This is a genomic window from Streptomyces hawaiiensis, from assembly GCF_004803895.1.
Taxonomy (GTDB): Bacteria; Actinomycetota; Actinomycetes; order Streptomycetales; family Streptomycetaceae; genus Streptomyces; species Streptomyces hawaiiensis.
The window spans coordinates 4,096,172-4,115,607 of sequence record NZ_CP021978.1 but is presented as its reverse complement, the minus strand read 5'-3'; the positions used below and the strand labels follow the sequence as shown (position 1 = coordinate 4,115,607).

24 protein-coding genes and 2 pseudogenes are annotated in these 19,436 nt (G+C 70.2%); 19 read left to right on the top strand and 7 right to left on the bottom strand.

Going from position 1 to position 19,436, the window contains the following annotated elements; genetic code table 11:
- Positions 1-105: 105 nt before the first annotated feature.
- The 4 genes and pseudogenes from CEB94_RS40950 to CEB94_RS18890 form a co-directional block, all read left to right on the top strand.
- Positions 106-255, top strand: a pseudogene (locus CEB94_RS40950) (helix-turn-helix domain-containing protein); the annotation flags it as partial.
- A gap of 168 nt (positions 256-423) precedes the next feature.
- Positions 424-1,654, top strand: a pseudogene (locus CEB94_RS18900) (RNA-guided endonuclease InsQ/TnpB family protein).
- 61 nt (positions 1,655-1,715) lie between these two features.
- A complete protein-coding gene (locus tag CEB94_RS18895; RefSeq protein ID WP_246111842.1) occupies positions 1,716-2,297 on the top strand; it encodes a Scr1 family TA system antitoxin-like transcriptional regulator in 582 nt (193 codons plus the stop codon).
- On the top strand, positions 2,294-2,491 hold the full coding sequence (locus tag CEB94_RS18890; RefSeq protein WP_175433363.1) for a DUF397 domain-containing protein: 198 nt from the start codon (positions 2,294-2,296) through the stop codon (positions 2,489-2,491). Before CEB94_RS18895 ends, CEB94_RS18890 begins: the two co-directional genes overlap by 4 nt.
- Here the strand turns inward: CEB94_RS18890 and CEB94_RS18885 are convergent.
- From CEB94_RS18885 to CEB94_RS18860, 6 genes are all read right to left on the bottom strand, one after another.
- A complete protein-coding gene (locus CEB94_RS18885) occupies positions 2,481-3,947 on the bottom strand; it encodes a sensor histidine kinase (RefSeq protein WP_175433362.1) in 1,467 nt (488 codons plus the stop codon). The two genes, CEB94_RS18890 and CEB94_RS18885, sit on opposite strands and share 11 nt — an antisense overlap.
- On the bottom strand, positions 3,944-4,681 hold the full coding sequence (locus CEB94_RS18880) for a response regulator transcription factor (RefSeq protein ID WP_175433361.1): 738 nt from the start codon (positions 4,679-4,681) through the stop codon (positions 3,944-3,946). The genes CEB94_RS18885 and CEB94_RS18880 overlap by 4 nt, the downstream gene beginning before the upstream one ends.
- A gap of 89 nt (positions 4,682-4,770) precedes the next feature.
- A complete protein-coding gene (locus CEB94_RS18875; protein WP_175433360.1) occupies positions 4,771-4,956 on the bottom strand; it encodes a hypothetical protein in 186 nt (61 codons plus the stop codon).
- A 39-nt stretch (positions 4,957-4,995) separates the two neighbouring features.
- Complete coding sequence (locus tag CEB94_RS18870) at positions 4,996-6,027, bottom strand: S1C family serine protease (RefSeq protein ID WP_175433359.1); 1,032 nt, start codon at positions 6,025-6,027, stop codon at positions 4,996-4,998.
- 120 nt (positions 6,028-6,147) lie between these two features.
- Positions 6,148-7,173 carry a LacI family DNA-binding transcriptional regulator gene (locus CEB94_RS18865; protein ID WP_175433358.1) on the bottom strand — a complete coding sequence of 342 codons (1,026 nt, stop codon included), beginning with the start codon at positions 7,171-7,173 and terminating at the stop codon, positions 6,148-6,150.
- A 128-nt stretch (positions 7,174-7,301) separates the two neighbouring features.
- Positions 7,302-8,081, bottom strand: a complete 780-nt coding sequence (locus tag CEB94_RS18860) for a winged helix-turn-helix transcriptional regulator (protein ID WP_175433357.1) — start codon at positions 8,079-8,081, stop codon at positions 7,302-7,304.
- A 173-nt stretch (positions 8,082-8,254) separates the two neighbouring features.
- Between CEB94_RS18860 and CEB94_RS18855 the strand changes: the two genes are divergently transcribed.
- The 9 genes from CEB94_RS18855 (at position 8,255) to CEB94_RS18820 (ending at position 13,817) form a co-directional block, all read left to right on the top strand.
- Entirely contained in the window at positions 8,255-9,106 is an 852-nt protein-coding gene (locus CEB94_RS18855) for an alpha/beta hydrolase (RefSeq protein ID WP_175433356.1), read from the top strand.
- Positions 9,107-9,184: 78 nt separating this feature from the next.
- A complete protein-coding gene (locus tag CEB94_RS18850) occupies positions 9,185-9,439 on the top strand; it encodes a MoaD/ThiS family protein (protein ID WP_010036212.1) in 255 nt (84 codons plus the stop codon).
- 3 nt (positions 9,440-9,442) lie between these two features.
- Positions 9,443-10,567, top strand: a complete 1,125-nt coding sequence (locus CEB94_RS18845; protein WP_175433355.1) for a hypothetical protein — start codon at positions 9,443-9,445, stop codon at positions 10,565-10,567.
- Positions 10,568-10,714: 147 nt separating this feature from the next.
- On the top strand, positions 10,715-11,452 hold the full coding sequence (locus tag CEB94_RS18840) for an LmeA family phospholipid-binding protein (RefSeq protein WP_175433354.1): 738 nt from the start codon (positions 10,715-10,717) through the stop codon (positions 11,450-11,452).
- A gap of 203 nt (positions 11,453-11,655) precedes the next feature.
- A complete protein-coding gene (locus CEB94_RS42220; RefSeq protein WP_350310325.1) occupies positions 11,656-11,736 on the top strand; it encodes a putative leader peptide in 81 nt (26 codons plus the stop codon).
- 137 nt (positions 11,737-11,873) lie between these two features.
- Positions 11,874-12,719, top strand: a complete 846-nt coding sequence (locus CEB94_RS18835; RefSeq protein ID WP_175433353.1) for a sulfurtransferase — start codon at positions 11,874-11,876, stop codon at positions 12,717-12,719.
- Between the two features lie 39 nt (positions 12,720-12,758).
- Positions 12,759-13,046 (top strand): DUF1416 domain-containing protein, encoded by a 288-nt coding sequence (locus CEB94_RS18830; RefSeq protein WP_003991226.1) that lies wholly within the window; start codon positions 12,759-12,761, stop codon positions 13,044-13,046.
- Between the two features lie 86 nt (positions 13,047-13,132).
- Positions 13,133-13,393 carry a DUF3099 domain-containing protein gene (locus CEB94_RS18825; protein WP_175433352.1) on the top strand — a complete coding sequence of 87 codons (261 nt, stop codon included), beginning with the start codon at positions 13,133-13,135 and terminating at the stop codon, positions 13,391-13,393.
- Positions 13,394-13,430: 37 nt separating this feature from the next.
- A complete protein-coding gene (locus tag CEB94_RS18820) occupies positions 13,431-13,817 on the top strand; it encodes a VOC family protein (protein WP_175433351.1) in 387 nt (128 codons plus the stop codon).
- Here the strand turns inward: CEB94_RS18820 and CEB94_RS18815 are convergent.
- Positions 13,811-14,173 carry a DsrE family protein gene (locus CEB94_RS18815; protein ID WP_175433350.1) on the bottom strand — a complete coding sequence of 121 codons (363 nt, stop codon included), beginning with the start codon at positions 14,171-14,173 and terminating at the stop codon, positions 13,811-13,813. The genes CEB94_RS18820 and CEB94_RS18815 overlap by 7 nt on opposite strands.
- A 101-nt stretch (positions 14,174-14,274) precedes the next feature.
- Here CEB94_RS18815 and CEB94_RS18810 point away from each other — a divergent pair, with 101 nt between their 5' ends.
- From CEB94_RS18810 to CEB94_RS18785, 6 genes are all read left to right on the top strand, one after another.
- Complete coding sequence (locus CEB94_RS18810) at positions 14,275-14,790, top strand: hypothetical protein (RefSeq protein ID WP_175433349.1); 516 nt, start codon at positions 14,275-14,277, stop codon at positions 14,788-14,790.
- A gap of 219 nt (positions 14,791-15,009) precedes the next feature.
- Complete coding sequence (locus CEB94_RS18805) at positions 15,010-15,585, top strand: heme-binding beta-barrel domain-containing protein (protein ID WP_175433348.1); 576 nt, start codon at positions 15,010-15,012, stop codon at positions 15,583-15,585.
- 377 nt (positions 15,586-15,962) lie between these two features.
- Entirely contained in the window at positions 15,963-16,631 is a 669-nt protein-coding gene (locus tag CEB94_RS18800) for a hypothetical protein (protein ID WP_175433347.1), read from the top strand.
- A gap of 17 nt (positions 16,632-16,648) precedes the next feature.
- Complete coding sequence (locus CEB94_RS18795; RefSeq protein ID WP_175433346.1) at positions 16,649-18,334, top strand: N-6 DNA methylase; 1,686 nt, start codon at positions 16,649-16,651, stop codon at positions 18,332-18,334.
- Entirely contained in the window at positions 18,331-18,963 is a 633-nt protein-coding gene (locus tag CEB94_RS18790; RefSeq protein ID WP_175433345.1) for a restriction endonuclease subunit S, read from the top strand. The genes CEB94_RS18795 and CEB94_RS18790 overlap by 4 nt, the downstream gene beginning before the upstream one ends.
- 28 nt (positions 18,964-18,991) lie before the next feature.
- Positions 18,992-19,429 carry a Fur family transcriptional regulator gene (locus tag CEB94_RS18785; RefSeq protein ID WP_175433344.1) on the top strand — a complete coding sequence of 146 codons (438 nt, stop codon included), beginning with the start codon at positions 18,992-18,994 and terminating at the stop codon, positions 19,427-19,429.
- Positions 19,430-19,436: the final 7 nt, after the last annotated feature.

The window sequence follows — 19,436 nt, the reverse complement described above, 5'->3', positions numbered from 1 at the left end:
CCCTTCTCAGGGCAGGGGGAAGGCAGGGTGTGACGAGCGGCGATCACCGTTCGTGCCCACATCGTCACCGCATGCCCCTACGCTGCGGAAGAGGCCAGGTGTTGCCTGGCGGCCCAGGCAACGGGGAGGGGTGACGTGGGCGAAATGGTTGACGGGGGCCGGGCGGTCCTGGGCCGGACGCTGAGGTTCCTGCGAGAGCAGGCGGGCAAGTCGCTCGGGCAGTTGGCGGAGGACACCGGGTACGACAAGAGCTACCGAGTTTCATTCGCAGTGCATCGGGCTTCAGCCCGGTGGTGAAGCGAATCTTGTGACTGCGGCGCGGAGCGTCGCAGTGTCGTTCCGGCGGAGCCGGACCGCGCACGGTGAGGTGGGGAACGGATGTTCCCGGCGACAGTCCAAGTGGCCTGTTCGTACGATCGTCGCATGCAGCTTCGGTATGCCTTCCGTCTGTACCCGGAGCCCGGTCAACGCACGGCGTTGGCGAGGGCTTCGGGTGTGCTCGGGTGGTGTTCAACGACGCGGTGCGCGCCCGTGAGGACGCCCGCGCGGCCGGGTTGCCGTTCCCGAATGCGGGCGAGTTGTCGAAGCGGTTGATCACGCGGGCCCGGCACACGCCTGAGCGCTGCTGGCTGGGCGAGGTCTCCTCGGTGGTGCTGCAGCAGTCCTTGCGGGACGTGGAGGCGGCGTACAAGAGTTTTTTCGCCTCGCTGAAGGGGGAGCGCAAGGGGAAGCGGGTGGGCGCGCCGCGTTTGAAGTCGCGTAAGGATGCCCGGCAGTCGATCCGGTTCACCGCGAACGCGCGCTGGAAGATCACCGGCCGAGGGCGGCTGTTGCTGCCGAAGATCGGCGAGGTGCGGGTGAAGTGGTCCCGCATCCTGCCCGCCGTGCCGTCCAGCGTCACGGTGATCCTGGACTCGGCCGGGAGGTACTTCGCGTCCTTCCTCATCGACACCGGCCCCGACACCGGCCGGGCCCGCTGGGACGATCCGGACCCCGGCAGCGCCGTCGGCATTGACCTGGGCCTCACGCACTTCGCGGTCCTCTCCGACGGGACGAAGATTGATTCGCCGCGTTTTCTGCGCCGTGCGGAGAAGAAGCTGAAGAGGGTTCAGCGGGAGTTGTCCCGTAAGCGGAAGGGATCGAGGAACCGGGCCAAGGCCCGCCTGAAGGTCGCCCGCGCCCACGCGGCCGTGGCTGACGCGCGCAAGAGGAGTTCCACCATCAGTTGTCCACGAAGCTGATCCGAGAGAACCAATCGGTCGCGGTGGAGGATCTGGCGGTCTCGGGACTTGCGCGCACCCGGCTGGCGAAGAGCGTGCACGACGCGGGCTGGTCGCAGTTCGTGGCCATGCTCGCTTACAAGGCGGAGCGGTACGGGCGGACCTTTGTGAAGATCGGCCGGTTGGAGCCCACCAGTCAGGTGTGCTCGGCCTGCGGACACCGTGATGGGCCCAAGCCCCTGGATGTGCGGGAGTGGACCTGTCCCGCCTGCGGCACCCTGCATGATCGGGACGTCAACGCCGCGAAGAACGTGAAACGGGCCGCCGGACTGGCGGTATCGGCCTGCGGAGCGCCGGTAGGACCAGAACCTGTTCTGGCACAGCGCGAAGAAACAGGAAGCCACGGAATCCCCGACCAAAGCCGTGCCGCGTAGCGGCACAGCGACGGGCAGGGACGGCCAGAATCCTCGGGCTTCAGCCCGAGGAGCATGTCAATTGAGCCGCTTGGAGAAGGGAGAGCGGCTCTCCAAGCTGGCGGTCATGGAGGACCTGGACAGCTATTACGGGTGCGGTGACCTGCTGGTTCGGGAGTGGCGTGATGCCCGACGCGAGGTCATCAAGGACAAGTACCGGGCCTTCATGGACCTGGAGGCGACGGCGCAGATCATGTGGATGTTCCAGCTGCGCGTGCCGGGCCTGTTGCAGACCGAGGACTATGCCCGAGCGGTGTTGTCAGGGTTGTCTGGCGCCCAGACAACGGCAAGCAACAGTGAGGAAGTCGAGGAACAGGTGGCTGCGCGCATGGGGCGACAGGAGTTGCTCTACCGCGAGCGGCGCCGGACGTACGCGTCATCCTGGACGAGGGGGCTCTTCGGCGGCCCGTTCCTGAGGCGAAGGTGTGGGCGGAGCAGTTGTCCCACCTCCTGGACAGAGGGCAATGGCTTCGGTGAGTTGGTCACGGAAGCGGACAAGGTCTTGCGCTTTCGTTTGTCCTACGATCGCGTCAGGGACGCGGGGCTGACTCCCCTGGAGTCGACGGCGTTCATCAAGCGCCTTCTGGAGGAGTGCAGACCATGAACCGAGCCCCTGAAGTGACCGCCGCCGTGTGGCGGAAGTCCTCCTACAGCGACGGGGGAGCCTCGAACTGCCTGGAGGTCGCAGACGACCACCCCGGCATAGTCCCGGTCCGCGACAGCAAGCAGCCCGACGGCCCGGTGCTCGTGTTCGGCGCGAGCCCCTGGACGTCGTTCCTCACCTACGTCACGAAGTAGGCAGATCCTCCGGCGGAGGCACCGCCGCCCCCGGCAGTCGTACCGTCGCCACCGTTCCGCCGCCCTCCGCCGGGGAAAGGGACACCTCGCCGCCCGCCTGCTGCACCGTACGTGCCACGATCGACAGGCCCAGGCCCGAGCCCGGCAGCGCCCGTGCGCTCGGCGAGCGCCAGAAGCGGTCGAAGACGTGGGGGAGTTCGTCGGCGGGGATGCCCGGGCCGTGGTCGCGGACGGTGAGGACGCCCTCGGACAGGCGGACCTCGATCGTGCCGCTCTCCGGGCTGAACTTCACCGCGTTGTCCAGGATGTTCACCACCGCCCGCTCCAGAGCCGACGGCTCCGCGCGGACGAACCACGGCCGCACGTCCGCCGTGATCGTCAGCTCCGGGCCCCGCAGCCGCGCTCGCCTCAGCGCCGACTCGACCGTGTCCTGCCAGGCGACGATCTGCGTCCGGCCCGCGTGCTGGCCCGTGTCCGGGCGGGACAGTTCCTGGAGGTCGCCGATGAGCGCGGCCAGCTCCGTCATCTGCGCCTTCACCGACGCGAGCAGCGCCTTGCGGTCCGCCTCGGGGATGGGGCGGCCCGTTTCCTCACTGCGGGTGAGGAGTTCGATGTTCGTGCGGAGGGAGGTCAGCGGGGTGCGCAGTTCGTGGCCGGCGTCCGCGATCAGTTGCTGTTGCAGGTCACGGGAGCTGGCCAGGGCCGAGGTCATGGCGTTGAAGGAACGGGACAGACGGGCGATCTCGTCCTCGCTGTCGTCCTCCACGGGGATGCGGATGTTCAAGTCCTCCGTGCGGGCCACGTGCTCGACGGCGTCCGTCAGCTTGTCGACGGGGCGCAGCCCGGCCCGGGCGACGGCCAGGCCGGCCGCTCCGGCACCGAGCACTCCCACGCCGGAGACCAGCAGGAGGATCAGCGCCAGCTCGTTGAGCGTGGACTGCGTTCCCTTGAGCGGCAGGGCGATGACGAGGGAGTAGTCGGCGGCGACGCCCGGGGGCAGTTCCTCGTCCTTGATGACGACCGCCGTCGTCAGGACGCGCAGCTTGTTGCCGTGGTCGTCCGTGCCGTCGCGGATGCGGCCCTGGTTCGGGTCGGGGTTCCTGGCCACGGCCTTGTCGTCGCCGGTGACGCGCACCTGGGTCGTGGAGGACGGGAAGAGACACAGCTTGCCGTCGACGCGGACCAGCTGCCCGTAGGTCTTGGGCCGCGACCCCATGCCCAGCGAGTCGGAAGGCGTCTGACGGCAATCGTGGGTGAGCGCCTGGAACTCGCCCGAACGCAGCGGCGCGACCGACGACTTCAGGTCGTTGTCAATCTCGTCGTACAACTTGCCCTGCACGATGAACCAGCACGTCACCGACACCGCCGCCACCGCGAACGCCACCGCCGCCGCCACCAGCAGCGCCAGTCGGGAGCGGATCGGCAGGGAGCGGAACCGGCGTACGAGCTTGTTCACTCGGCGCCGCCCTGCCGCAGCACGTAACCGACCCCCCGCACCGTGTGCACGAGCCGCGGCTCCCCGCCCGCCTCGGTCTTGCGACGCAGGTACATCACGTACACGTCGAGGGAGTTCGACGACGGCTCGAAGTCGAAGCCCCAGACGGCCTTGAGGATCTGCTCCCGGGTGAGGACCTGGCGCGGGTGTGCCATGAACATCTCCAGGAGCGTGAACTCCGTACGGGTCAGCTCCACCTGGCGCCCGCCCCGCGTGACCTCCCGCGTCGCGAGGTCCATGCGCAGGTCGGCGAAGGCGAGCGCGTCCTCGTCGGCCGGACCGGCCGCGCCCATGGCCGCCGCGTAGGAGCTGCGGCGCAGCAGGGCACGGATGCGGGCGAAGAGTTCGTCGAGTTCGAAGGGCTTGACCAGGTAGTCGTCGGCGCCCGCGTCGAGGCCGGTGACCCGGTCGCCGACGGTGTCACGGGCCGTGAGCATCAGGATCGGAGTGGTGTCGCCGGTGGCGCGGATGCGGCGCGCTGCCGTCAGGCCGTCCATGCGCGGCATCTGGATGTCGAGGACGACCAGGTCGGGCCGGTAGGCCGCCGCCTTGTCCAGCGCGTCCGCGCCGTCGACGGCGACCTCGGTCCCGTACCCCTCGAACGCGAGGCTGCGCTGGAGTGCTTCGCGTACGGCCGGCTCGTCGTCGACGATGAGGATGCGCTGGGTGTCACGGTCGCCGTCTGCGGGGCTCATGGGTCGGGGTCCTCGGGGATGAAGGGGGACGGGGGTGCTGCTCTGACGGTCTCAGCGTCGCATGTCGCGGGGGAGTGCCGGGAGGAGCGTCAGCCCCGTACCGTGCGGCGTCGGGCCGTCGCGGCCCGGCCCGCCCGCCGGGTCGCCTTGGCCGCCTTGGCCGACACCTCCGGCGCCCGGCCCGCCGGTGCGTGCAGTTCGTGCGCCACCGCCAGGGCCAGCCCGACCCCGGCCGGGTCCCCGCCCGGCTCCGCGTGTGCGATCTGCTGGATCATCGCCGTACTCCTCGCTCGATGGAACACACTCGGTGGAACTCAGTCGGTCGACCCCGCCCGCAGCTTCGCGAGGTCGGCCTTGACGGTGTTGATCGGGATGGCGAAGCCCAGGCCGACACTGCCCGCGTCGGAGGACGAGGAGGCCTGGCTGGTCGGCGAGTACATCGCGGAGTTGATCCCGATGATGTTGCCGTTCATGTCGATCAGCGCGCCGCCGGAGTTGCCCGGGTTGAGGGACGCGTCGGTCTGGAGCGCCTTGTACGTCGTCGTGCTGGACCCGGTGTCGCCGTTGAACTGGCGGCCGCCGAACTCGAACGGCCACTGGTCGCCCTGCCCCTGGCCCTGCCCCCACTGCTGCTGGCCCTGGTCCTGGCTCTGGCCCTGACCTTCCTCCGTCGGGACCGTGACGTCACGGTCGAGGGACGAGATGATGCCGCTGGTGACGGTGCCGGACAGCCCCTCGGGGGAGCCGATCGCCACGACCTGGTCGCCGACCTGCAGCCCGGCCGAGTCGCCGAGCGTGGCCGCCTTCAGGCCGGAGGCGTTCTCCAGCTTGATCAGCGCCAGGTCCTTCTTGCTGTCGGTGCCCACGACCTTCGCGGTGTACGACTTGCCGTCGCTGGTCGTCGCCTTGATCTGCGAGGCGCCGGCGACGACGTGGTTGTTGGTGACGATCTCGCCGCCGCTGGTGATGATCACGCCGGAGCCGGTGGAGGACCCTGCGCTGGAGTCGGCGCTGATCTCGACGATGCTGGGGCTGACCGCCTTGGCGACCCCGGCGACCGTGCCCTTCTGGCTGGAGGGGACCACGTTGGTGCTGGTGGAGCTGGAGGCGACGGTGTCGTTGCCGGTCAGTTCCTGGATGCCGTAGGCGGTGCCGCCGCCTATCGCCGCCGCGACGATCGCGACGGCGGCGATCAGCGCCAGCGGGCCACGGCCGCGCTTCTTCGGATGCGGAGCATGCGCCGGGGCGTACGCCGGCGGGGGCGGCCACTCGGGGTTCACCGGGGCCTGCTGCTGACCCTCGTAAGGGTTCTCGTACTCGCCACTGCGGTGGAAGCTCTCGGTCATGCCATCGAGCTTGTCGCCCGACCATGAGAGCTTCCTGAGTGCTCCCTGAGAAGCCCGACAGAACCTCGTATGCCCGATATAAAGAGGCCTGCTGTCAACCGCCGAAGGCCACGCCCGGGACTACACGCAGCCGCAGGACTGCCGGGTCACCAGTCGCGACGGGAACACCTTCAGCCGCTCGCCCCGCCGGGCCCCCGCCACCCGCAGCCCGTCGTCGAGGACGAGGTCGACCGCCGCCCGGGCCATCGCCGGACGGTCGGACGCGATCGTCGTCAGGGGCGGGTCCGTGAGCGCCGCCTCCTTGATGTCGTCGAAGCCCGCCACCGCCAGCTCGCCCGGGACGTCGATGCGCAGCTCGCGCGCCGCCCGCAGCAGGCCGATGGCCTGGTCGTCGGTGGAGCAGAAGATCGCCGGCGGGCGGTCGGGGCCGGAGAGGATCTTCAGGGCGGCCTGGTAGGCGTCGTAGCGGTTGTAGAGGGCCTCGAAGAGGCGGCCCTCCGTGGAGATCCCGGCCTCGGCCATCGCGCGGCGCCAGCCCTCGACGTGGTCGGAGACCGGGTCGCCGACCGCGGGGGTCTCGGCTATGCCGCCCATACAGGCGACGTACTCGTAGCCGTGCTCCAGCAGGTGGCGGACGGCGAGCTCGGCGCCGCCCAGGTCGTCCGTGGTGACGGCGACGTCGTCGATGGCCTCGGGGCGTTCGTGCAGCAGCACGACCCGGGCGTCCCAGGCCTCGATCTCGGCGGCGGCCAGGTCGTTGAGCGCGTGGCTGACGAGGATCAGCCCGGAGACCCGCATGCCCAGGAAGGCGCGCAGGTAGTGGACCTCGCGCTCGCCGATGTAGTCGGAGTTCCCGACGAGGACCATCTTTCCGCGCTCGGACGCGGCCTGTTCGACCGCGTGCGCCATCTCCCCGAAGAAGGGCTGGCGCGCGTCCGGCACGATCAGGCCTATGAGGTCGGTACGCCGGGACGCCATCGCCTGGGCCACCCGGTCGGGCCGGTACCCCAGTTCCTTGATCGCGGCGAGGACACGCTCGCGCGTGGCCGGGGCGACCGGCCGGGGTCCGTTGTTGATGACATAGCTGACCACGGCAGTGGAAGTCCCTGCCAGCCGCGCCACATCATCCCGAGTCACCTTGGCCACGCGCGGAGTCTACGCGGATATACCCGCTCCGGGCAGGGCGTAAAGGAGGTTACGTACGATATCCCGACCGCCGTCCGGGGCACCCGGTGCGGGGAGTGATGCCCAGGTCGGGGCCGGGATACGCCTCTTTACGCCTTCGCGCGGGTCTCGGTCGCGTCCAGGGCGGCCGACTCATCCGCATTGTCCGTCTTTGCCTTGGCTGCCTTGGCCTTCGCCTCCTCGGCGGCGCGCTCCACCTTCTCCGGCGTAACGAATCGATAACCGACGTTCCGGACGGTGCCGATCAGCGACTCGTGCTCGGGGCCGAGCTTGGCGCGCAGCCGCCGTACGTGCACGTCGACCGTGCGCGTACCGCCGAAGTAGTCGTAGCCCCAGACCTCCTGGAGCAGCTGGGCGCGGGTGAAGACCCGGCCGGGGTGCTGCGCGAGGTACTTCAGGAGTTCGAACTCCTTGAAGGTGAGGTCGAGGACGCGGCCCTTGAGCTTGGCCGAGTACGTCGCCTCGTCGACCGACAGGTCGCCGTTGCGGATCTCCATGGGGGAGTCGTCGCTGACGATCTGCTGCCGGCCCATGGCCAGGCGCAGCCGCGCCTCGACCTCCGCCGGGCCGGCGGTGTCGAGCAGGACGTCGTCGATGCCCCAGTCGGCGGTGACGGCGGCGAGGCCGCCCTCGGTGACGACGAGCACGAGCGGGCAGCCCGGCCCGGTGGAGCGCAGCAGCTGACACAGGCTGCGGACCTGCGGCAGATCGCGCCGGCCGTCGACGAGGATGACGTCGGCGCCGGGGGTGTCGACGAGGGCCGGGCCCTCCGCGGGGGCCACACGCACGTTGTGCAGGAGCAGGCCGAGGGCGGGGAGCACCTCCGTCGACGGCTGGAGGGCGTTGGTCAGGAGCAGCAGAGAACTCATACGTCTGGTTCCTCCTCGGTCCCTGCGAGGACGCTTGTTGGCACAGCACGGGCTCTGCGATCCCGAAGGCCCCGTACACCTGCGGTTTCCCGCGTCGTATACAACGCTTCCGAAAGCACAAAAGGACCCGGGGGCTACGCTGCCCGAGTCCTCTGCCCAGCAGAATAGCCCACATGAGCTCTGGTCCGGCAGGTCATGTGGCGCGTTCCACCGATCGTCCGCATCCCGAGACGGCCTCGGGAACGCCCGTTCGCAGGCCGTCGAGGACGTTTCTGCGCACCTCCGACGGTGTGACGATCGATGGCGTATACGACCCGGGTGCCGCTGTATACGACGCCTCCGGGACGCCTTCCGGTCACCCCGTGTTCGTCGTCGCCCACGGCTTCACCGGTGCCGTGGACCGGCCGCACATTCGACGGGTGGCGCAGGCCTTCGCCCCTTACGGTGCCGTCGTCACGTTCTCCTTCCGGGGCCACGGGGCGTCCGGCGGGCGGTCCACGGTCGGGGACCGGGAGGTTTTCGACCTGGCGGCGGCGGTGCGGTGGGCGCGGGAGCTCGGGCACGCGCGCGTGGGGACGGTCGGGTTCTCGATGGGCGGCTCGGTGGTGCTGCGGCACGCGGCGCTGCACCCGAGCGAGACCGACGCGGTGGTGTCGGTCAGCGCCCCGGCCCGCTGGTACTACCGGGGGACCGCCCCCATGCGGCGGCTGCACTGGCTGGTGACGCGGCCCGAGGGGCGGATCGTCGGCCGGTACGGCTTCGGTACGCGCATCCATCACCGGGACTGGAACCCGGTCCCGCTCTCTCCGGTGGAGGCGGTGCCGAGAATCGCCCCCACCCCGCTGCTGATCGTGCACGGCGAGGCCGACGGCTACTTCCCCCTCGATCACCCGAAGATGCTGGCCGCTGCCGCCGGTGACCAGGGTGAACTGTGGCTGGAGCCCGAGATGGGACATGCCGAGCACGCGGCCGGCGACGAGCTGCTGGCCCGGATCGGGGAGTGGGTCGCGGGCCGGGCGGGCTAGCCTGACGGGGTTCACCGTCGGGTGAGCCCGTGGTGAGTCCGATGTGAGTTCGCTGCGACTGTGCGATTGAGGAAGCAGATGCCAAAGGTCACGGTGCGCTACTGGGCCGCCGCCAAGGCCGCGGCCGGGGTGGCCGAGGAGCCGTACGAGGCGGCCACGCTCGCCGAGGCGCTCGACGGGGTGCGCGAGCGGCACCCGGGCGAACTCGAGCGCGTCCTGCGCCGGTGCTCGTTCCTGGTGGACGGCGACCCCGTGGGCACCCGTGGACATGAGACGGTACGGCTGGCCGACGGCGGCACGGTCGAGGTGCTCCCGCCGTTCGCAGGAGGATGAGCGATGACCAACCAGCCGAACGACGGTTACGGCTCCTACGACCCTTACCGGTCCTACGGGCAGCAGCCTCCGCAGTCCCAGCAGCCGCAGCAGCCGCAGGCGCCGCAGGCGTGGCCCGGGCAGGGCTACCCGGGACACCAGGGCTACGACGACCCGCACGCCGCTCAGCAGTACACGCAGCAGTGGCAGGGCCAGACCTGGGAGACGCAGACGCACCAGCCGGTGACGGCGGAGGAGACGGCGTACCTGCCGCCCCAGAGCCCGCAGGCGCCCCAGGCCCCGCAGCCGCCCCAGAGGCACGCGGCTCCGGCTGACGCCGAGGCCGCCGACGCCTCCGCTTCCGGTTACGGCCCGGCCACCGTCGGCGGGAACACCCGTGTCACGGACGCGCAGCGGGCCCGGGCGGAGGGGCGGTCCCCGATCATCGAGCCGGGGTTGCAGCCGGCCGCGCTGACGGCGCTGCTGGGCCTGCTGCTGGCCGGTGCGGCGGCGGTCGGGACGTACGCGCTGCTCGTGCCGCTGGTGGTCCTCCAGGCCGTCACCGCGGCGGGCTGGTTCCGGCTGAACGGGATGTGGCCGGCCCGGCAGGGCATCGCGCTGGGCTTCGCGGGCGCGCTGGCCGCGGACGCGGCGCTGCTGGTCTCGGACCGCTCGCCGTCGGCGATCCTGGGCACGCTCGGGGTGTGGGTGCTGCTCTCGCTGGTCCTGCAGCTGCGGTCGCACGCCGACCCGGACGAGCGGATGTACGGCCTGATGGCGACGGTCGCGGCCTCGGCGCTGGCGATCGTGGCCGGCGGGTACCTCGCTGCCGCCGCGGACGCGGTGACGGTGGGCGCGGTGGCCGTGGCGGTGGCCGTCCTGGCCCGCGCGCTGCCGCTGCCGACCCCGGTCTCGGTGGTGGTGGCCCTCCTCGCGGCGGCGGGTGCGGGCATCGCGGCCGGGTCGGTCACGGACCTCGGCACCTCCGGTGCCCTCCTCGGTGCGGGCGCCGGCGCCTGCGCCCTGATCGGTCACCGGGTCGCGAGCTACGACTACCCGTCCCGCTTCGTCCACTTCACGGCGGGCGTGGCCCTGCCGCTGGCCGCGGCGGCTCCGGCGGTGTACGTCCTGGGCAGGGCGCTGGCGTAGATCCGGCAGGGGCGCCGGGCACCCGCCCTGTCACAGATGATCAACAATCCTCCGGTTCCCCTTCCCCGCGGGGTTACTCTCACGCAAGGGACGGCCACCCGGTCGTCAGGGACCGCCGTCTAACCGACTGGGTGGGGGACACACCGCATGCGCGCACTGCGAATACTGCTGATCTTCGTCGTGATCCTGGGCGGGCTCTTCGTGATCGCCGACCGCGTCGCGGTCGGCTTCGCCGAGGACGAGGCCGCCGACCGGCTGAAGACGACGGAGAACCTGTCGGCCACCCCCGACGTGTCGATCAAGGGCTTCCCGTTCCTCACCCAGGTCGTCGGCGGTTCCCTGGACGACATCGAGGTCGGCATCAAGGACTACGAGGCCGCCGCCGGCAACGGGGACCAGAAGATCCGTATCGACGACCTCCAGGCCGACATGAAGGGCGTCGAGTTCTCCGGCGACTACAGCTCCGCCACCGCCTCCAGCGCCACCGGCACCGCGACCATCGCCTACGACGAGCTGCTGAAGACGGCGAAGTCCGAGCCCACCCAGGTCGCCCCGGGCGTCACCGCCAGCGTCATCGGCCTCTCCGACGGCGGCAACGGCAAGATCAAGGTCACCGTCGAGGCCACGGTCCTCGGCACCAAGCTCCCGGAGCCGGTCTCCGTGCTCAGCTCGGTGAAGGTGGACAACGGCACCGTACGCGTGCACGCCGACGGCCTGCCCAAGTTCGGCGGCGTCGACATCGCCGAGAACCGCGTCCGGGCGATCACCGACTTCCAGCAGAAGATCGACGGCCTGCCCGGCGGCATCAAGCTGGACACGGTCCAGGCCGCCCCGAACGGCGTCGAGATCACGGTGAAGGGTTCCGACGTCCGGCTGGCCGGGTAGGAAGGCGCACGGCGGGTCCGACCAGCGCTGTCCGATGGGCGAGACGGTGGCGTCCGCAGCTCAGATGTGACGGCCGACGCATCCGGGAACGGCCCTGGGCCTGAGCCTCCGCATGGCCCTCGTATCCCACATCGTGGATTATCCCGTCTCAGCATGCGACACACCGGTGACACGCCCGCCCGACCGTCCCTACGATCGAGGCTATGAAGCGACAGGCGGACCTCACGAAGCGGCGGGCAGTAGACCTGTGCCGCGTCGCCGCCATGCTCTGTCGCACCTTCTGAGCGATCGCGCCGGCAGTCGCGCCGGTGCGCGCATCCCCGCCGCCCCGCATCGAGGGCACCCGTGCGCCGCCCTGCCTCAAGGGCGCGCCCCGCAGACCTCGCACGCCCCGCCGTAACTGCCCCGGAGGAGAAGAACCATGAGCCGCAGCGACGTCCTGGTCGACGCCGATTGGCTCCAGGAGCACCTGGACGACCCGACCATCGCCATCGTCGAGGTGGACGAGGACACGTCCGCCTACGAGAAGAACCACATCCGCAACGCCATCCGGATCGACTGGACCCAGGACCTGCAGGACCCGGTCCGCCGTGACTTCGTCGACCAGGAGGGCTTCGAGAAGCTCCTGTCCGACAAGGGCATCGGCAACGACCACACCGTGGTCCTCTACGGCGGCAACAACAACTGGTTCGCCTCCTACGCCTATTGGTACTTCAAGCTGTACGGCCACGAGAGCGTCAAGCTCCTCGACGGCGGCCGCAAGAAGTGGGAGCTCGACGCCCGCGAGCTGGTCGCCGGTGACGAGGTGCCGGAGCGTCCGAAGACGGACTACAAGGCCAAGGCCCAGGACACGTCCATCCGCGCCTTCCGCGACGACGTCGTGGCCGCCATCGGTTCGCAGAACCTCGTCGACGTGCGCTCGCCCGACGAGTTCTCCGGCAAGCTGCTCGCCCCGGCCCACCTGCCGCAGGAGCAGTCGCAGCGCCCCGGCCACGTGCCGAGCGCCCGCAACATCCCGTGGTCCAAGAACGCCAACGACGACGGCACCTTCAAGTCGGACGACGAGCTCAAGGAGCTCTACGCCGAGGAGAGCGTCGACCTGGCCAAGGACACCATCGCCTACTGCCGCATCGGTGAGCGCTCCGCGCTGACCTGGTTCGTGCTGCACGAGCTCCTCGGTGTGGAGAACGTCAAGAACTACGACGGCTCCTGGACCGAGTACGGCTCCCTCGTGGGCGTGCCGATCGAGCTCGGCGCCAACAAGTAACCAACCCCCACCGACCTTTCCAGACTCCAGGAGTACGACATGTGCGGTGCGAAGGCCGGCGGCCCCGACGCCTCGACGATCAAGCCCGGTGAGACCACCATCCAGGGTCAGGTGACCAAGGACGGCGAGCCCGTGGTGGGCTACGTCCGTCTGCTGGACTCGACCGGCGAGTTCACGGCCGAGGTGCCGACCTCGGCGACCGGACAGTTCCGCTTCTACGCGGCCGAGGGCACCTGGACCGTCCGTGCCCTCGTGCCCGGCGCCACCGCCGACCGCACGGTCGTCGCCCAGCAGGGCGGCCTGGCGGAGGTCGCGATCGCCGTCTGACGCGGTCGGGTCTTCGAAGGGCCGCACCCCTCGGGTTGGACGCCTGGGGTGCGGCCCTTCGGCCTGCCCGGACCTACGCTGGACGTATGTACGCACGGCGGCGTCATACGTACTTCGCGATGATGGGCCTCTGCATCGGCCTCTTCGTCCTGGCCTGGGGCGTCGTACGCCTGTGGTCCGTCCCCGTCGCCGTCGGGATGTGCGTGGTCGCCATGGTCATCCCGCCCGTGGCGGCCATGGTCGCCAACCGGCGCGGGCCGGAGGACCGGTGGTGGGACGACCCCTCCGGGGACCAGCAGTCCGACGAGTGGTGGGACGAGCTGGACGGCAAGAAGCGTCCGCGGTGAACGGCGTCTTCCCGCACAACGCGGGTATCCCGGCCCCATGCGACTGACAGCGGCGACCCTGGACGCACCGCACGCGCGCGAACTGGCCGACTTCTATCTGCGGCTGCTGCCCGGCTGGGGCATCTGGCGCGACGAGGACGGCCCGGACTGGGTGCACATCCGGCCGCCCGACGGCGGCACGGGGCTGTCCTTCCAGACCGAGCCCGCGTACGTGCCGCCCGTCTGGCCGAGCGCCGCGGACCGGCAGCAGATGATGATCCACCTCGACATCGAGGTCGACGACCTGGAGCGGGAGACCGCGCGGGCCGTCGCCGCCGGGGCCCGGCTCGCCGGGTTCCAGCCGCAGGACGACGTCCGGGTGCTGCTGGACCCGGCGGGCCACCCGTTCTGCCTCTACACGGACGCGTCCCCGCAGGCTCAGTAGACGAGCGCCTGCGTCCCGTCCGCCATCGCCTCCTGGACGAAGACCTGCGCGCCCGCGATACGGACCCCCTTGATGACGTCCTGCTCCGTGATCTCGCGGCGGGCCGCGCACTGCGTGCACAGGGTGACGCGGCCGGCCGTGAGGAGGGAGTCCAGCAGGTCGGGCAGGGGAGCGGCGTGCGGCAGCTCGAACTCGGCGGCACGGCCGGGCAGGGCGAACCAGGCGGACTCGCCGGTCAGCCACAGGGAGACGTCGACGCCGCTGGCCACGGCCACCGCCGCCACCGTGAACGCCTGAGAGCACCGCTCGGGGGCGTCGGCCCCCGCCGTCACCTTGATCACCAGCTTCTTCGCCATGGCCGAATCGTAATCAACGCCCGCGCAACCGCGGACTCGACCGAGGGTCTCCTGTGCGCGCGCACAGGGAATGCGCGACTCACGTTCTGTGGGGGGACGTCTTGGAAGTAGCCGAAGAAGTGGCCGCCGAGCCCGCGCCGCCGCGGGGTGCGGACGGCTGGCTGGCGCGGAAGGACTTCCTGGCGGAGTTCGCCGCGAAGGACGACCGCGCGGAACTCGGGCAGCACCTCACCGACCACGGGCTGCGGCACATCGCCGCTCGCGGCTGGAGCATGCCGGACGGTACGCGTACGCGGATCTATCTGCTCCAGTTCGACACCGCGGCGGTCGTGGACGCGCTGCTCGGGCCCTACTTCGCCCCCTACAGCGCGCCGAAGTTCCCTCTGCGCGGCGCCGCGACGTCCGCCAACGACGAGACGTTCCCCCAGGAAGCCCTGGTGGAGGACGTCCAGCGTGTGGTCTACGACGAGGCCGGGCCGCACGGCGGCGAACAGGTCCGCCACGCCTACCTCGCCGCCGGTGACACCCTGGCGCTGGTCGTGCAGTCCCGGAAGGACGGCGCGCGGGCCGTGCCCTTCCAGCAGACGGTGACGCTGCAGAGCCAGCTGCTCGACTGACTTCCGCACGGGCGCACCTCACCAAGAGGCCCGGAACCCGGCCGCGTAAGCTGGGCTCGGCCCTGTGCACCCATTCGCACCCCCGCTCAAGGAGCACCCCGTGGAGATCTTCTTCGAAATCCTGTTGGTCCTGGTCGCCGTCGGCGTCCTCGCCTTCGCCGGACTGACCGTGAAGAAGCTGTACCAGGGCCAGCGCTGACCCCCGTCTAGGAAGTTCCCATGATCGAGATCCCGTCCGACCTGCACAAGGACCTCGTCCCGCTCGCCTTCCTGCTCGGCGACTGGGCGGGCGCCGGCGTGCACGACTTCCCCGGCTCCGAGAAGTGCAACTTCGGGCAGGAGGTCACCTTCGCCCACGACGGCCGGGACTTCCTGGAGTACCGGTCCCACAGCTGGGTGCTGGACCAGGACGGCAACAAGGTCCGTCCCCTGGAGTCCGAGCACGGCTACTGGCGGATCGACGCCGGCCGCAAGGTCGAGGTGACGATGACCCGCGACGACGGCGTCATCGAGATCTGGTACGGCGAGCTGGCCGACAAGAAGCCGCAGATCGACCTCGTGACGGACGCGGTGGCCCGCACCGCCGCCTCCCAGCCCTACACCGGCGGCAAGCGGCTGTACGGCTACGTCAAGAGCGACCTGATGTGGGTCGGCGAGAAGCAGACCCCCGAGGTCGAGCTGCGCCCCTACATGTCCGCCCACCTGAAGAAGGTCGTCACGCCGGAGGAGGTCGAGCGCTGGGCCAAGGCCCTGCCCGACGACATGCCGGACGACGGCATCGCTTTCTTCAAGTAGGCCCCGTTCTCGGCTCCTGAATGGCCCCGGTCGGGCATGGCCGGGGCCGTTTCATGTGTTTCAGGACCGCTTCCGACGCAGTCCAGGCGAAGGGCGGGGTTAACAGATTGCCTTAGCAGTGCACTGCGCTTGCGTATGGGTGGCTTCGTGGCTACGGTGGAGATCGCAGCGCCGAGTGGTGTGGACCCTCGGGCGGTGTGTGCAAAAAGCAGAACCCCCGGCCGCAGGCGGTGCGACCGGGGGTTGGAAAGCCGTGCCCCGGGTGGCGTGCTGTGCAGAGGCGGGCCCAGGGCGTTCGTATTTCACCGTATCACGGTGGGGTTCTACCCGTGCCTGGACCGTGCTGGGCGAAGCCCTGCCCGACAAGGGGGATCACAGTGACCGACCAGCTGCCGGAGTGGATGCTGAGGGCCTTTTCCGACCTCAGGCTGGCGCGCTACACGAGCGCCGCGCGCGGCAACGCCGCGGTGGCCGGTCGGCTGTACTGGTGGAACGTCGAGGCGTCCGCCGCGCTGTACGGCTCACTCCACTGTCTGGAGCTCGCCTTGCGCAATGCCCTCCACCATGAGCTCCGCATCGCCTACGGCAGGGCTGACTGGTGGGCCGCCGCACCGCTCAATCCGAACGGACAGCGGCTCGTGGCCAAGGCGCGGAGCAAGTGCGAGCGTCGTGGGCTCGTTCCCGCACCGGCTGACGACATCGTGGCCGAGCTGTCCTTCGGCTTCTGGGCCTCCTTGGTCAGTGGTGGATCGCGCTACGACCGTCTGTTCTGGGTGCCCACCGTGCACAAGGCGTTCGCGCACTACTCCGGTCGACGCGACGCCCTCTACGACGGTCTGTGGTCGCTGGTTCTGCTGCGGAACCGGATCATGCACCACGAGCCGATCCACCACCGGGACCTCGCGGCCGACCATGCCAAGATCTACCGCATGCTGGGCTACCTCGACCCGCAGCTGGCGAAGGAGGCGCAGGCCATGGACCGATTCCCGGTGGTCCTGGCGAGTCGCGGGGACGTGCTGCGCGGTTCCAGGCCGCCTCGCTTCTGACTCCTTGGGGAGGCACTGTGAGTGACATCGACGACGTACTCGTCTCGCGGGCCGACATCGCGCGGCTCGCGGGGGTGCGACGGCCCGCGGTGACGAACTGGGAGCGGAGGCACCAGGACTTCCCCGACCCGGCCGTCGTGGACCGTGCCGACGGCCTCGGCGAGATCGAGGTGTTCCGGGCCGCCGAGATCCTCGCATGGCTGGAACGGCGCACTGTCCCGGCGAACGCCCGCCGACCGGAGGAGCCGGCCGGGACGACTTACGGGGACCGATTCCGTGCTGGGCTGGGAGGGCCGCGGTCCGCGGCTCTGCTCCAGGTTGTGCAGCGCCTGGGCGGCCCGGAGGCGGAACGCTTCCGCGGGGAGCTCTCCGTGGCGGACTACCTCACCGTGCTGCTCTCGCTCGTCTACGTGCGGGGCTGCCTGCCCGTCGAATGGAGGAGAGTGACGGCTGAGGCGAGCAGGTACCAGTTCCCGCACTCCGGTGAGCTGCTCGTCCGCTTCCTCGCCCACGCCGTCGAAAAGGGTCTGGGTCCCGGCCAGGGCCAACTGCTCCTCGCTCTTTCCAGGAGGCTCGGCGACTCCCGGGTGGCCGACGCTGTGCAGCTACTGGACGAGACGGGGCCGGTAGAGCAGACGGAGTACGCGCAGGCCTTCGAGTGGCTCCTGGCCCGGTACGGCGAACTCGCCGGCAGGACGGCCGGTGACTTCTTCACGCCGCGCGCCGCGGTCGATCTCGTGTCGAAGCTCATGACCAACGACGCTCAGAACGTCAGGAGCGTGCACGACCCCTTCGTACGCGCGGGTGAGCTGCTGGCCGCCGCGCTCGACGGTGTGGCGGAGGCCCGGGAAGGGGAGCGTCCGCGCGAGGCCAGCGGGGCGGGAGTGGGGGAACACCCGCTGGCCCTGGCGGGCATGAACCTCGCGCTGCACGGCCTGCCCGACGCCGACCTACGGCCCGGGTACACCGCCCCCTCCGCAGGGCTCGGCCTCGGGCGCCGCGCGTTCGACCGCGTCGTGGCGAACCCGCCGTTCAACACCCGGCTGCCGGAGCATCCCGTCGCCCCCGGGCACTGGCGCTACGGTCAGCCGCCCCGGCACAACGCCAACTTCGACTGGCTCCAGTACGTCGTGGCCGCGCTCGCTCCGGGCGGACGCGCGGCCGTGGTGATGCCGGACATCGCGGCCTTCTCCTCCAACCCCGCCGAACGGCGGATCCGGTCCGCGATGGTGGAGGACGGCGCGGTGGAGTCCCTGATCGCCCTGCCCTCCCACCTGTTCACCACGACCAGCATCTCCGTCACGATCTGGGTGCTGCGGTATCCAGCGGGGAGCGGTGACGAAGTCCTTTTCGTCGACGCCAGGGGGCTCGGGTCGATGGTCTCCCGGGTGCAGCGAGCGCTCGATCCGCAAGAGACACAGAGCATCTTCGGGGAGTACGCGTCCTGGCAGGAGGCCCGAGCGTCCGGGCGCTCCTACCCGGGCACCCCGGGGGTGAGCAGGTCCGTACGCCTCGCCGAGATCAGGGAGCGGGACCACACGCTCAGCCCCTCCGTCTACCTGTCGAGCGACATTCCGACAGACGCGGGGGCCGTGGACCCGCGCGAACTGGACGTGCGGGCCGGACGGCTGGCGGAGGCGCACAACCGGGCCCGCGTCGCGGACGCGGCGGTCGACGAGCTGCTGAGGAGGTACGGGCTGTGAACGCGGACAGCCGCGACGGCATCCCGGACGGGTGGCAGCCGGCCCCTCTCGGCGACATCTGTGACATCCAAGCGGGCGGCCCCGCACTGCGCCGGAGTGAGGGTGCCCCCGACGGTGTCCCTCTGGTCCGTCCGGCCGATCTCCGGCACAGGAGGATCTCGCCGGAGCCGGGGATGCCGCACGTTTCTCCCGAGAGGTCGCGCGATTTCCGCAGGCACCGGCTCGTCGCCGACGACATCCTGGTGAGCCGCACCGGGACGGTCGGCCGGGCGGCCCTCGTCACCGCGCATGAGCAGGACTGGCTCTACAACAGCCACCTGCTGCGCGTCAGACCGTACGATCCGGCGCAGTCGCTGTACCTCGTCGCGTATCTCGCCCGCCGGGCGACGGCCGACTGGCTGGAGAGCCGGGCTGTAGGCACGACCGGTATGAGATCGATCACCGTACGCACCCTGTCGGATCTACCGGTGCTGCTCCCCCCGGTGGACCAGCAGCGGGACATCGGAGCGGCCTTGGCCGCAGTCGACGAGAAGATCCGGGCCCATGAGGACATCGTCAGGACGACTGGTGCTCTGCGCGACACCCTCTCGGACCTCCTGATGTCCGGTCAGCGGCCACCGCGTCCGTGATCGGGCCGGGACTCCTACACTGGGTGCTGTGGTGAGCACCGACTGGAAGAGCGATCTGCGGCAGCGCGGTTACCGGCTGACCCCGCAGCGGCAACTCGTGCTCGAAGCCGTGGACACCCTTGAGCACGCGACCCCCGACGACATCCTCGTGGAAGTGAGGAAGACGGCGTCGGGGGTCAACATTTCGACGGTGTACCGGACGCTGGAGCTCCTGGAGGAGCTCGGGCTGGTCAGTCACGCGCATCTGGGGCACGGGGCGCCGACGTACCACCTCGCGGACCGGCACCACCACATCCACCTGGTCTGCCGCGACTGCCAGAACGTGATCGAGGCGGATGTGTCGGTGGCCGCCGAGTTCACCGACAAGCTGCGGCAGACGTTCGGCTTCGACACCGACATGAAGCACTTCGCGATCTTCGGCCGGTGCGAGGACTGCACGCTCAAGGCTTCACATACCGAGTCGTAGGCTTACG